Below are 13,844 nucleotides of genomic sequence, written 5' to 3' on the forward strand. Positions count from 1 at the left end.
TCGCCAGGAGAGGATGGGAAAGACCGGTTCCTGCACGTGCAAGACGCCGCTTTGTTCTCTGAGTGATGGACTGCAATCGATCGATTCCGAAGCGAGACGGCAGGAATAGCTAACCGGCAGCCAGCAAACTGGCCACCGTGAGTCAACATTTCCTTATAACATCCGGTCTCAGTTCGCCAAGACGCGTTGTGACGGGAAGGAGATTTCCACCAGTGTGCCTTCGTTCGGCGCGGAGGTGATCGAGAAGTGCGCCCGGTTCGCTTCGGCCATGGCCTTCGTCAGCGGCAGGCCGAGCCCGGTGCCGTCGCCGCGCTTGCGTGCGCCCGTCGTCACCTGTCGGAATGGCTTCATCGCCTGGTCCAGCTCGTTGCGCGTCATGCCGACGCCGGTGTCGCGGATCCGCAGGATGACGCTGCCGTTCGCCTCGTAGGAAGTCGACACGACGATCTGACCGCCCGAGGGCGTGAAGCGAATGGCATTGGCCAGGATATTGAGCGCGATCTGCTTGATCGAGCGGCCATCGGCGACGACGTTCGGCACGGCTGCCGAAAGCGAGGTGCGGATGATGACGCGCTGGCTGTTGGCCTGGGGCTGGACGAGAGACACGGCCTCGGAAACCGCCTCGTTGATCTCGACGGCGCCGAAGTCGAGCTCCATCTCTCCGGCTTCGATCTTCGAGATATCCAGGAGATCGTTGACGATATCGAGCACATGGCGGCCGGAGCGGCCGATGTCGCCGGCATATTCGATATAGCGCGGGTGGCCGACCGGGCCGAAATGCTCACTCGCCATCATGTCGGAGAAGCCGATGATCGCGTTGAGCGGCGTGCGGATCTCGTGGCTGACGCGGGCAAGGAATTCGGTCTTGTGGGCGTTTGCCGTTTCCGCCGCGCGCTTGGCGTTCCGGAGCTCTTCCTCCGTCCGCTTCCACTGGGTGATGTCGCGGATCACGGCGCAGAAGCCGTTCGATGCCGAAAGCCTTCCGATGGTCATGAACAGAGGGATGAAGCCGCCATTGGCCTCCCGCCCGATCACCTCGCGGCCGTCGTTCAGCACGCTTGCCACGCCGTGGCCGGAAAGACCGTGCAGGTAGTCGATCACGGCCTTCTGGCTTTCATGGGCAAAGAGCGCCGCGAAGGGTTTGCCGCGGATCTCGCCCTCGTCATAGTTGAAGAGCGCGCTCGCCGAACGGTTCACCGAGCGGATATCGCCGTCGTGGCCGAGAACGACCACGCCATCGGTGGCCGTTTCCAGAATGGATTTGAGCTCGTCGATTTCCGTCTTCAGGCGGTCGACCTGTTCGCCGCCTGCCCCCGCCTCGTCACCCTTGGCCGGTTGGACGCTTGGCGCGCTTGCCGGCGTCAGGGCCAGCATCAGCGCGCTGTTGCCGCCCCAGCGGATCGAGTGCAGGCGGGCGGTGACCGGCCGCAATTGGCCGTCCTTGCGGATCAACGTCATCGTGCCGTCCGGTTCGCCATCGATCGCCTCTTCGCCATTGGCAAACAGCGCGTCTATGCCGCCTTCCTGTGCGAACGCGTCGAGATCGCTATAGGCCGTGAGCCGCAGGAACTCCGGATTGGCATGCAGCAATTGCTCGCCGCGATGGACGAGCATGCCGATCGGCAGGCTGTCGAGGATCTCGCCGCTAAGACCGATATCGGCCGTTTGCTGCTGGACGTCGGTCTCGCTGGCGGTGTCGCGTGTCTCCGCGTCAAGCTCGGTTTCGCTTCCGCTTGCCTCGACAGGCGCTGCGCCCTCAATTTCCGGCTCGTCCAACGGGGGCTGCAGCGAAGCGGTGTCGTCGTTCTCGCTCGAGGGGAGGGGCTCGCCTGTTGTCGCGCTGACTGTTTTGCCGCTTTCCGACGCGGCTTCTTCCTCTTCTTCCTCTTCCGGCGGCTTGCCGAAATTCTCGCCCAGTTGCCGGGCGATCTCGCGAAAGGCCGCCTGTTCGCCGCGTGTCAGCCCGTTCGCCGCGCGGTGCTGCTCAAGCTCGACGACCTTGTCGGAGGTTCGCCGGCCTGGTGTCTCGACGACGCGCAGCACCGGGCGCTCGCCCTGGAAGGGATTCGAGGGGGGCGTGGGCTCTTCGACAAGGCTTTCCTCTTCAGGTGGAAGTTCCGTTGCTTCCGGCACGACCGAGAAAAGCGGCAGGTCTTCGGGTTCGCCAGCGCTGCTTTCACCCGTGATAGTCTCTGTCGCAGGTTCAGGTGCGGGCGACGGTTGTTCTTCGGCCTGCGGTCCGGCCGCAACCCGGCCTTCGGCCTCAGCCTCGCCGGCTGGACTTTCGCTCTCGGCCCGTTCTGGCAGGGGCTCGTCCGTCTCCGCCTCGGTGAGGCCGAGCGCCAGGCCGTTGGCGTTCTCGTCCTCGACGGCATCGGCCAGGCGCACGATGCCGAAACCGCGGAAGCCGTCGAATTCGCGCGAGCGGGAATAGGTGGGTAAAGCCGCAAGATCGACCGGAACCTTGAGGCTCGTGCCTTGAATGGGCCAGAAAATCGTCTTGCCGGACCAGGTGTCGCGTCGCTGCAGCAGCGTGCCGATCTTGTGGTCGCGGTCGAGGTCGTAGCGTACCGCGACTTCGGTGAAGCTTGCGCCAATCACGTCGGCCGCGCGCGGGCCGACCGCGGTTGCGAATTCCTCGGAGATTTCGCTGAAGCGGCCCTCGGCATCGATTTTCCAGACGAAACGCACTGCACGACCGCCGGGCGTGAAGACGAACTCCGCCGGCTCCCCGGCAGCCTTGTCCACTTCGGTGATTTCGGCCGTTTCGTCTTCGGCTGCCTCGACGACAGCCGCTTCGGCAGCGATTTCAGTGGTCTCGACGCTCAGGTCCTCTGCGTCGGGTTCGTCCGCGGACGGTGCAATTGTCGTCTCGTCGGCGGTACTGGACGGCTCCGGCTCGATGACAGCGTCCGCCAGGACGCCCACTTCATCCGTGACCTCGACACCGTTGTCGATCTGCTGTTCGACGTCCGATGCGTCGGGTTCGTCAGCCGTTTCCAACGGCTCGCGCGGCGCCAGGCTTGCGGCCGGTTCGTCGCCCATTTCGTCGGTTGCCAATTCGGCGTCGGTCGCAATCTCGCTTTCGTCCGGACCCTGATCCTGGACGGGCGGCAACACCGGCGCTTGCTCGGCTGCAGGAGAGTGTTCCTCGGGGTCGAGAGTGCCGAGAATGGTCTCGACGGCAAAGAGCAGGTGCAGCGACGGATCGTCGGCGATCTTGCCGACGGCTGCCGGCAGATGGCCCTTGCGGGTGGCGACCGGCCGTTTGATCAGCCAGTCGTGGTCGCGCGAGACCGCGACGACGAGTTGCTTGCGCGTCTCGTCCGACATGCCGAGGTCGGGAAAACCCGAGGAATGCGCAACAACGGCGCCCTCGCTGTCGAGCACGGCCATGTGGGTGTCGGGGCCGTCCAGGCCGGCGATCATGCGTGCGGCCCGATCTTCGATCGAAAGCGGTGCGCCTACATGCGGCGCGGTGAAGAGCACGGCATCCTCGTCCGGCCGAACGCGGATCATTTCGACGGCGACATTGAGCGGCGTGCCGCGAAAGCCCGAGTACTTGCGGATCGAAAGCTGGCGGCGATCGCCAACGCGCACGAGTTGCGCGGCTGCGGCGCGCAACTGGCGCAGCGAAAGATCGTTCTGTTCCGGTCCTGCATCGATGAAGTCATAGATCGATCCGGCACCGAAGAACGCGGCGCCCTGATCGTTTGCCCAGAGGATGCGTGCGAAGTCCCGCGAAAACAGGATCGCCGCATCGCCACGGGCGAAATGCTCTCGCACCCGCGCATGCACGGCGATGTCGATGAAAGGATACTGTCTCGCGGGCATGAACGGGCCTATTGACGGATCGCTTACGGGTTAACACTCTATTAATACCCGGCGGATCCGCGGGGGTCCAGCGAGGCCCGAAGCTTCGTCCCGGCTTTCACCGCGAAAGGTTAATGCCCGGGTTTTTGTGCGCTGCACAATTTTATTGCAATGCACAAGGAGATCGACTATATAGTGCGCATCAAGCAACGGCGCCTCAGAAGAGGGCCTGACACCAAGGAGCGCTTTCATGGCTACCAAGAAGACCGACGACGTATTTTCCCTTTCCTCGTTCGACCCGGCGAAGATCACCGACAGCTTCCGCGATTTCGCGGAAAAGGGTGCCGCCCAGTCGAAGGAAGCCTATGCCAAGATGAAGACCGCCGCCGAAGAGGCGACGAAGACCGTCGAAGCCACGCTTGAAAGCGCTCAGACCGGCACCGTCGAAATCGGCCTCAAGGCGATCGACGCGCTGCGCACCAATGCGGAAAACTCGCTCTCGCACATGGAAGCGCTGCTCGGCGTGAAGTCGCTCTCCGAGTTTGTCGAACTGCAGACGAGCTTTGTCCGCAAGCAGGCCGAGCTTGCCGTCGAGCAGGCCAAGTCGATGCAGGAAGCGACCAAGAAGGTTGCCGAGAACGTCGCAAAGCCGGGCAAGGAAGCTGCCGAAAAGGCAATGTCCTCCTTCAAGAAGGTCTAAGCCGACCGACTGTGCTGCCTGGCGGGTAGCGACAGACCTTGTCGCCACCGGATCTGCCGGGCGCGCCGAAATCCAAAAAGACCGGATGGGTTGCCATCCGGTCTTTTTGCAGGATAATCTCAAGTTAAGGCTTGCAAAGCGACGGAAGTCTCCGTATGTGAGCCGCCAAGCGACACACATGTCGCGAGCAGTGCGGTTGTAGCTCAGTTGGTTAGAGCGCAGGTTTGTGGCACCTGAGGTCGTAGGTTCGATTCCCACCAACCGTACCATTTCCTTCTTATCTCATTGATATTGAAGCGCTTGCGTAGCAGCCATCGCCGCAAACATCGCGCGCTCAGAACAGCTTGGCCATCGCTCTCAGCGCCACCACGTCATCGACGCCATTCTGGTAAAGCTCGAACAGCCGGACTGCCAGCTCCTTAGCCTCCGATGAGCGGCGCGGAAGATTTCTCTCTCTAATCGCATCCCTGAAGACGTCTTCGATCTTGATGAATTCACCCGGCAGGATTGGCCGGCCCGTAACAGCGACAAGCATCGTTCCATCCTCCTTCCTCAATTCGGTATGCGAACCGCTTCTGGGGCGGGCCGCCTGTTCATCGCGGTCGCCCTGAGCCATCGCACAGGGTTTTTCCGATGGAGCAGAAACGCAGGAAGACAACTCCCTGTTCCTGCCGCTGCGCTACCCAAATCGGGCTAATCGGCTGCATGGCTGCCGCCCGAGGTGGATGAGAGACGGTCCAGTTGGGCCAACTGCCTATGGCGGGTCTCAGGCGTGAACAGGCAAGCCGCAGACCGACCGCAGACTGAATAGACATTGGGGCCATCCGCCGGTAAAATTTTGAGAAAGGATTCTCGGAAGGCGCCGCAATCCATGGCCAACGAATCCATCAAGCGCAGACTCGCCGCCATCCTGGCTGCTGACGTCGTCGGCTACAGCCGGCTGATGGAGCGTGACGAGACGAGCACCTACACGCGGCTCATGGCGCGGTGGAAAGAGGTGCTGGAGCCGCTCGTCGCCACCCACCAGGGCCGGGTCTTCAAGACGACAGGGGACGGCGTGCTCGTCGAATTCTCCAGCGCCGTCAATGCCGTCGAATGCGCCGCAGCACTTCAGCGGGAAATGATGGCCGCAAACAGGGATGTCCCGGCGGACCAGGCGATCGTGCTTCGCGTCGGCGTCAATATGGGCGACATCATGGTCGCCGACAGCGATCTCTATGGTGATGGCGTGAATGTCGCGGCCCGGATCGAGGCGCTCGCCAGACCCGGCGGCGTCGCCATCTCGGATGGTGTTCATGAATATATGCACGGCCGCATCGACCTCCGCTTCACCGACAGCGGTCACCACGAGGTCAAGAACATCGAACGCCCGGTGCACATCTGGAGCTGGTCGCCGGACGAATACGCGGGCGCTTCTGTCGAGGTCGTCGCCGAAACTCCGCCGCAGCTACCGGCTCGGCCCTCGATCGCCGTGCTGCCGTTCGACAACATGTCCGGCGATCCGGAGCAGGGTTATTTCGCCGACGGCATCACCGAGGACATCATCACCGATCTCTCGAAGGTTTCCGGCCTCTTCGTCATCGCCCGCAATTCCTCCTTTGCCTACAAGGGCAAGTCGCCGGATATCCGCAAGGTGAGCCAGGAACTTGGTGTGCGCTATGTTCTTGAAGGCAGCGTGCGCCGCGCCGCCAACCGCATCCGCATCAACGCCCAGATGATCGACGGCACGACGGGCGGTCATCTCTGGGCCGAGCGCTACGACCGCGGCATCGAAGACATTTTCGAGGTTCAGGACGAAGTGACCCGCACCATCGTCACGGCGCTCAAGGTGAAGCTGACGGCCGGCGAGGAAGAGCGACGCGAAAGCCGCGGTAAGGTCGATCCGGAATCCTATGATCTGCTCGTCCGGTCCCGTCAGGCCATTCTGCGGTTCGATGCCGTGTCGTCAGCGGAGGCGCGCAGCATGCTCGAGCGCGCTATCGCCATCGATCCGGGTTTGGCAGCCGCCTACGCGTCCCTCTCGATCATCGCCTTGACCGATTTCATCAACCGATGGAACGGCGGGACGGTGGACAATCTGGAGCGTGCCTTGGAACTGGCGCAGAAGGCTGTTGATACCGACGACAACGAGCCGCATGGCTATCACGCGCTGTCAATCGCGCTCTGCTGGATGCGGCGTTTCGATGAGGCCGAAAGCGCCGCCCAACGGATGATCAAGCTCGATCCCAATTCCGCCGGTGGCCATACCGCCCTCGGCACGATCCGGGATTTTCAGAGCCAGTTCGAAGACGCGCTGCCGTTCTATACGCGGGCGCATCGGCTCGATCCGCAGTTCGACCTGTCGCTGCATTTCCTTGGGCGGACCTTGCTGAACCTCGGCCGTTTCGACGAGGCCGAGATCGCCTTCATACGCCGGCTGGCGCTGGCGCCGCGATCCGACATGACGCGCTTCTATCTCGCCTGCCTCTACGGTCGCACCGGGCGTCACGAGGAGGCGCGGCGCTATTGGCACGAGGTGTTCGAGGTCAACCCGAACTTCTCCATCGACCACCTCAAACGGGCCTTGCCCTATCGGGACCCTGCCGTGCTCGGCCGCCTCGTGGATGGACTACGGGAAGCCGGCATTTCCCTTTAGATGCGACACCGGACAGCATGCGTTCTGAGACGCTCTGATCCATCGCTTCTGGACCATCGCTCGTCAACGAGGGGAGGGGCGCGTGTCATAAGTCCATGCGGCTTCGCCGGGGTAGCGTCCCGTGGCACGATTCACCGTTTACTGCTTGCTCGCGAGCCAATGTGGGACCATTCTCAGGTTGATCCTGGCTATACGCTAAGACGAGAGGTCAGGCCGTGCGCCGCTGTGCGGCCTCTTCTTTATTGGTCCTTCGGGCGAGGAGGTTGACCATGTCTCCACAATATCAGGACCATCCGCTACGACTGGGCGACCAGGCTCCGAACTTTGTGCTGGATGCGATCTCACGCGAGGGCAAGATCGCCCTTGATGATTTTCGCGGCCGTCGTCCATTGTTGGTCGGGTTGTATCGGGGCCTGTTATGTCCCTTCTGCCGTCGCCATGTCGCGGCAATGGCACAGTTAAACCCGGCTTTGCGCGAAAAAGGCGTGGACTCTCTGGCGGTGGTGAACACCCCGGTCGAACGCGCGCGGCTCTATTTCCGCTATCATCCGATCCCCGGCCTTCTTGCTGCATCCGACCCGGAGCGGGCGTCACACCGCGCCTTCGGCTTACCCCTCCTCGAGTTCACGGAGGATGAAACCGACTGGCCACACAAGGTCGGAATGGACCTGGTCAAGACGATGCGGGTCGATCGGCCGGGGGAATTGCCTGAACCGATGGACCCGGCAACCGCCGGCGATCTTCTGAGCGAAAAGGATGGGTACGAAATCACAGACGCCGATCAGCAGGTGAGGACACCCGGTCATATGCAGCTTGTCGGCCATTTTCTGCTCGATCGAGAAGGTGTGGTGCGCTGGAGCTTTACAGAAGTTGAGGACCAGGGTCAAAATATGTGCCAGGCGCTCAATCCCAAGGAACTGATGGCGGCCGCTTCACAAGTCGCACATTGATAGCGAAAATTCGCTCGACGAGGCCGCCGGGTTGCCGACGCGCGATTGTGGCGGATTTCTCCGTTTCAGGCGTGTCAGACGAAGATCTGATGTTCCGCCGTCACCAGTTCCTACAGGAAAGCCACGACTGTGCGCACGCGCACGAGCTCGTGGGCGCTTTCGTGATAGGTGGTCCAGTAGGCGCGGCGGATGGGCGTCAGCCAAGCGGCGCGATGAGCGGTGGACTCGTTCGTGACGAGCTTTCACCAGAAAACTCCATAGAATGTGATATAGATTATGACCCCAAGGGAAATCGCAAGCGATGACCGGATCATGAAGTCAACGAATCTGAATTGATATCCGAAGCTTCCAATGTACGATCTCATGGTTTTCTTCCTTTCTTATTTTGTTTGTGATCGACTATAGCCGTGCTCTGGCCATGTTCGGCAGTTTGTACTTCTCCTCCGAGGGGTGGGCCCAAGGTGTTATTTGATTAATTGGAAACAAGCGCCTTCCCGCGAAATAGGCGACATTATTCCGAGCTGCCGGGCTTACGTTTCTGTTTGCAATAGAATGCCCGTGCGGCTGTCAGCAGCGCCTCTTCGTCCAGTGGGTAGAGGCGGAACTCGGTCATGAGAAATTGCGCCAGCCGCTGAATTTGTTGGCCCTGCCGCGATATTCCGCACTCAGCACAAGCCGCGTCAAATACGCGCCGGAGCACGCCAATTTCGGTCTCACTCAATGCCGGGACGATATCATCGGAGTACCCGTGCATAGAGCCTCTCTTTCAATTGTTGAACATCTGCGGGTGCCCCGGGGCGCGTCGCGTTTAAACGGCCTCGTGCAACGCGCTTCGACAGTTTGATTTCACGCGTGTCGCTATCGCCAAACCGCTGCGCACTTTTTGCGCGACATGCTTTAGGGCGTGTTGAGAGTACGCAGAGCCCGCGCCGCATTCTTTTGGCTGAGCCCCGTCATCGTCCATGAACCGATCTTTGCCGGCACGCCCGTGAACACATGGTAGATGGTGTACGACCTGTCGCATTCGACGCGGCGTCCGTATTGATAGAGCCTCATGGATCTGTTGGGCGCCCCGCCTTCCGATTCCCATACACTAATGGCGAGTGCGTGTTCTTCGTCGCTATTTTTCATATCGCGTCCCTAACCTCGGTTTCGGTGTGTGTTCCAATGTTCAAAGCCGTCTGTCTCTCTGGATGGCTTCCTGAAGAAAATCGTCTGAACAGCACCGATGCATCCTTACTTCTGTGATGAGGGCGATAGGTTTCGGTCGCATAGGCCGACATCTTCGTTCGACTTTTGGGGCTAACTGACGAGCCAAGCGGCAAACGCCGTTACCCATCGAATTGCTGTCTCTCCGATTTGGGCGAGAGGGAGATTGCGTGCCTGTCGCGGTCCACTGCGATGAGGCCTTCAAGCTCCTCAGGATCGATGGCAACAAGTCGCATTTGGTATTTGTTCTCGACCGTCGCCGGCAGCTTGATGAGGGTCGCCACGCGGCGATAAGCCAGCCAGGAGATGCCTTCAATCAACTCCTCGTCCTCATCAACTTCGTAGTCGCCCGGGGCCACCATCTCGCAGAGGCCTGGCATCCAGAACGGTTCATCGAAATGGACGGTTCGGTATTTCGTACGGGTAAACATACTGCCCCCTTTCTTATGGCGAACGCCGTTCGCAAGGTTTAGCCAAATCGGGCTGGTCTGGCGCCAATGCAGCGCGAACAACTGCCGTCAAGGATCGATGATTGGTGAGTTTGGCGGTCTGGAGCCTCTGACGAAGCAAAAAGCCAAGCTGGCCTAAGAACGACGTTTAATCTGTATCCGATGATTGAGGCTTTACCAAGATATTTTGGGAGTATTAGACGGACTCATGAAAAAATTCTGGAGAATTCGACGTCAGTTGATATATATAAATCCAGAGAAAGATCAAGAATTATGTATTTCTATAAATATTAGTATCAATAATTAAATATCGAATATTTCACATTAACATCGATTCTTGATTGTTTACATTGACGTTTTTAAAGCGCAAACTGGAAAATCTGGATTGCCATTGGCTCATGGTCCGAGCGCGGGCCTGTAACGATCCCGATAATCACCTGATTAGAGGGAGCAAAGTCATGACACTCGATCGAATTTTTGAATGGACAAGACCCTACGCCATTGGTTTAGGCATTGGGCTTTTCGCGGCGCCGATTGTCGGTTTCAATGCTGGATGGCTTACGACCACGACTGCCAGCACGCGGGCGGCGGAAACCGCTCAGGTGGATGCATTTGCGGGCATCTGTTCAAGCGCAGCAGGACGAATGGCTACTGCCAGAAGCACGGACCTCGCTGCAATCAAAGGCTTCGACAATCGTGCGAAACGCGATGAATTCGTAGCCGCAATCATGACCGATATCCAAGTTCCGGCAGGTCTCGTAGGCAAGGTCGGTACGAATTGCAGTCGCTCATTGTCCTGAGTTGCTGTGGACGCCGTGCACTGGCATCGCAACCAAAATGAAAATTAGGAGGTCGCCGTGAGGAACTTTACTCTCGCTCGATTCTATACGTACGATTTCACCCGACTGTTCGTCGCGCTTGGGTTTACGCTCGCGATAGCCGTGATTGTCTATTCCGCGCTGTTTGGAAGCATCTTTTAGTCGTGTGGATGGCACATGGGCCTTGGTTCCGTATGGAGCCCTGACTGGCACTTCTGGTCGTCTCGTCGCTCATGTGCTACGTACGGTTTGCCTGTCGCCGCGAGGACGCCATCCTCGAGCTAAGCTGGTGCGCGCCGAGGTCTCGGCGAGCGCTAGCTGTCAGCGCAGGTGCGTGCGGTCGGCGAGCAGCGTGCGAATGATCGCGTCAGCATCGCCTTGGAGTGTTCTCATCGGCGGGCGGAGGGGGTGAGATTTTGCATAGTAGTTTGCACCGCAGATGATGCCGATGCAGCTGATAAGCGTTTGAAATCTAAAGAACCTATCGCAGTGTCGTCCCCACGCAACGTTATGCGTTTCCCTCAGATTGTCCCACGCTGACACCCAGTCCGCAGGGCATGCGAACCGGCTTCGTAACTGTTACAACCTTGCCTAATTTTAGCATTCTGTAATTCTCTTTTTTTCACCGGAGGAGAAGCGACATGCTAAGACTAGGTACGCTCTTTCTTGCCACCTTGAGTTTGACGGCAGCTTCGAATTTCAATGCCAATGCGCAGGAAACCACGGGTGAATTGGGTTCGCCCAGCGCAACAACGACGATCGACGGTCGATATCTACCGAACCCGCCGGCGGCGTTCGGTGGAGAAATCGGCCTCGACGCGAAAGCCTCAAAACCCTATTGGCCACCGCAGATCGTCCCCCGAAAGGGCGCCCCGAACATCCTTCTGATCATGACCGATGACGCTGGATACGGCGTTGCGGGCACTTTCGGAGGCGTGATCCCCACGCCGGCACTCGACCGTGTCGCAAACGCGGGGTTGCGCTTTACGCAGTTCCATTCCACCGCGCTCTGCTCGCCGTCGCGCGCCGCGCTTATCACCGGCCGCAATCACCATTCAGCGGGTTTCGGCGTCATCTCCGAGCAGGCAACCGGCTATCCCGGCTATGACTCGATCATCGGCATAGAGAACGCTACGATCGGCGAGATCCTGAAGCAGAACGGCTACGCCACGTCCTGGTTCGGAAAGAACCACAACACGCCCGCTTTTCAGTACAGCGCCGCTGGTCCGTTCGATCAATGGCCGACGGGTATGGGCTTCGACTACTTCTATGGGTTCATGGGTGGCGACACCAATCAATGGGAGCCGTACCTGTTCCAGAACACCACCCAGATTTTCCCCTGGACCGGTAAGCCCGACTACAACCTCATAACGGACACGGCCGACAACGCCATTGATCATATAAAGCAGCTAAATGCGGCAGCACCCGACAAGCCGTTCCTCGTTTACTACGTGCCCGGTGCCACTCATGCCCCCCACCATCCAACCAAGGAATGGATCGACAAGTTCAAGGGCAAGTTTGACATGGGGTGGAACGAGTTGCGCGAGCAGATTTTCGCCAATCAGAAAAAGCTCGGCGTCATTCCCGCCAACACGCAGCTAACCGAATGGCCAGAGAGCCTCCCGAAATGGGATTCTCTCGACGAAGAGAGCAAGAAGCTGTTCGCGCACCAGGCTGAGGTGTTTGCTGCCTACGTGGCCTACTCGGACCATGAGATCGGGCGGGTTATCCAGGCCGTCGATGATCTGGGTAAGCTCGACAACACCCTCGTCATCTACATTGAAGGTGACAACGGCACCAGCGCCGAAGGAAGCGTGCTCGGAACCCCGAACGAACTGATCACGATCGAAGGCATGCAGATGCCGGTCGCAGAGCAGATGGCGTTCTATGATAAATGGGGCTCCAACCAAACCTATCCGCATATGTCGGTTGCCTGGTCATGGGCGTTTGACACGCCGTTCAAATGGACGAAGCAGGTTGCTTCGCACTTCGGCGGCACGCGTCAGGGCATGGCGATGTCCTGGCCCGCACGGATCAAGGAAGCCGGTGGAGTTCGCACTCAGTTCCACCACATGATCGATATCGTTCCTACGATCCTCGAAGCAACAGGCATAACCGCCCCGGTTATGGTCGATGGCGTTGCGCAGAAACCGATCGAAGGCGTGAGCATGGCCTATACATGGGACAATGCCCAAGCCTCATCTGCCCGCAAAACGCAATACTTTGAAATGTTCGGCAATCGCGGCATCTACAGCGATGGCTGGTATGCCTGCACGACACCACCAGCAGCGCCGTGGTTGATGGGCACGACGGCGATGCCGGACGTCGTCGATGGCTATAAATGGGAACTGTACAACCTCACTGAGGACTATTCCCAGAACAACGACCTTGCTGCAAAAATGCCGGAAAAATTGCACCAGATGCAGGAACTGTTTCTGATGGAAGCGGCGAAGTACGACGTCTTCCCATTGGACAACTCGATCCTGGAACGCCTTGAGACGCCACGGCCGAGCGCCACCGCCGGACGGAAGGAGTTCAGCTACGCCGGCGTGATGCCAGGTATTCCGACAAGCAATGCACCCAACGTCATCAACAAATCCTACACGATCACCGCAGAGGTAACCGTTCCCGAAAACGGCGGCGAAGGTATGCTCGTCACCACGGGGGGGCGCTTCGGTGGATACGGGTTCTATCTCCTCAAGGGCAAACCCGTATTTCTGTACAACTTCGTCAATATGGAGCGCTTCCGTTGGGAGGGGCAGGACACCCTTTCATCCGGCAAGCACACGCTGGTGTTCGATTTCAAATCTGACGGACCCGGCATGGGCAAGGGCGGCACTGGCGTCCTGAAGGTGGACGGCAAGGAGGTCGCGAACACGAAAATACCACACACGATCCCGGCGCTCATGCCTTGGGATGAGACTTTCGATGTGGGCGTCGATACTCGCACAGGTGTAGATGAAACTGATTATCAGGTCCCGTTCGCCTTTAACGGTGAAATCGCAAAGCTTACCGTCAATCTGCAGCCGTAAGCCTTAATTTGCGGGCTTTGGGGATTTGCGTCCCAGAGCCCGCAGTTTCAGACTTCAGAGTTTACGATGCGATGTGACGCATGGTGGGCCCGCAGGAATTCTGAAAAGCAAGCAAACTCAGGCACTTCGAAAAATGTGGGACAAAAAAACGGCTTCTGGAAACCGTACCATTCTCCTTATTTCTTCTCTTTCTCGTTTGAAGCGCCTCGGTGCGCCGCTCCCGTTGATCGTGCTCGTG

The 13,844-nt window shown here is 59.3% G+C and carries 9 protein-coding genes and 1 tRNA gene; 6 read left to right on the forward strand and 4 right to left on the reverse strand.

The genetic code is table 11. The annotated features are described in order from the left end of the window. Positions 1-168: 168 nt before the first annotated feature. Positions 169-3,834 carry a PAS domain S-box protein gene (locus ACN9MO_RS01725; RefSeq protein ID WP_113133229.1) on the reverse strand — a complete coding sequence of 1,222 codons (3,666 nt, stop codon included), beginning with the start codon at positions 3,832-3,834 and terminating at the stop codon, positions 169-171. A 229-nt stretch (positions 3,835-4,063) separates the two neighbouring features. On the opposite strand from ACN9MO_RS01725, the gene ACN9MO_RS01730 reads away from it, so the two are divergent. Together ACN9MO_RS01730 and ACN9MO_RS01735 are read left to right on the forward strand one after the other, a co-directional pair. Beyond that, complete coding sequence (locus ACN9MO_RS01730) at positions 4,064-4,513, forward strand: phasin (RefSeq protein WP_057250983.1); 450 nt, start codon at positions 4,064-4,066, stop codon at positions 4,511-4,513. 192 nt (positions 4,514-4,705) lie between these two features. After that, positions 4,706-4,782 (forward strand) — tRNA-His (locus tag ACN9MO_RS01735). Between the two features lie 65 nt (positions 4,783-4,847). Here the strand turns inward: ACN9MO_RS01735 and ACN9MO_RS01740 are convergent. Further along, positions 4,848-5,129 (reverse strand): hypothetical protein, encoded by a 282-nt coding sequence (locus ACN9MO_RS01740; protein WP_058325411.1) that lies wholly within the window; start codon positions 5,127-5,129, stop codon positions 4,848-4,850. A 255-nt stretch (positions 5,130-5,384) separates the two neighbouring features. Here ACN9MO_RS01740 and ACN9MO_RS01745 point away from each other — a divergent pair, with 255 nt between their 5' ends. Both ACN9MO_RS01745 and ACN9MO_RS01750 read left to right on the forward strand, forming a co-directional pair. After that, positions 5,385-7,148 carry an adenylate/guanylate cyclase domain-containing protein gene (locus tag ACN9MO_RS01745; protein ID WP_113133228.1) on the forward strand — a complete coding sequence of 588 codons (1,764 nt, stop codon included), beginning with the start codon at positions 5,385-5,387 and terminating at the stop codon, positions 7,146-7,148. A gap of 269 nt (positions 7,149-7,417) precedes the next feature. Then, positions 7,418-8,098, forward strand: coding sequence for a peroxiredoxin-like family protein (locus ACN9MO_RS01750; RefSeq protein WP_058325413.1), 681 nt, complete (start codon positions 7,418-7,420; stop codon positions 8,096-8,098). A 511-nt stretch (positions 8,099-8,609) separates the two neighbouring features. Here ACN9MO_RS01750 and ACN9MO_RS01755 read toward each other — a convergent pair. Then, positions 8,610-8,852, reverse strand: a complete 243-nt coding sequence (locus ACN9MO_RS01755; RefSeq protein WP_057250975.1) for a hypothetical protein — start codon at positions 8,850-8,852, stop codon at positions 8,610-8,612. 577 nt (positions 8,853-9,429) lie between these two features. Further along, positions 9,430-9,738: a hypothetical protein gene (locus tag ACN9MO_RS01760; protein WP_058320540.1), complete on the reverse strand. Its 309-nt coding sequence runs from the start codon at positions 9,736-9,738 to the stop codon at positions 9,430-9,432. Between the two features lie 476 nt (positions 9,739-10,214). On the opposite strand from ACN9MO_RS01760, the gene ACN9MO_RS01765 reads away from it, so the two are divergent. Together ACN9MO_RS01765 and ACN9MO_RS01770 are read left to right on the forward strand one after the other, a co-directional pair. Continuing rightward, positions 10,215-10,556, forward strand: coding sequence for a hypothetical protein (locus ACN9MO_RS01765; protein WP_057251108.1), 342 nt, complete (start codon positions 10,215-10,217; stop codon positions 10,554-10,556). A 659-nt stretch (positions 10,557-11,215) separates the two neighbouring features. Then, on the forward strand, positions 11,216-13,606 hold the full coding sequence (locus tag ACN9MO_RS01770; RefSeq protein ID WP_110877998.1) for an arylsulfatase: 2,391 nt from the start codon (positions 11,216-11,218) through the stop codon (positions 13,604-13,606). The last annotated feature ends 238 nt before the right edge of the window (positions 13,607-13,844 follow it).

Origin of the sequence: Ensifer sp. R-19 (genome assembly GCF_049905105.1) — a bacterium.
Lineage (GTDB): Bacteria > Pseudomonadota > Alphaproteobacteria > Rhizobiales > Rhizobiaceae > Ensifer.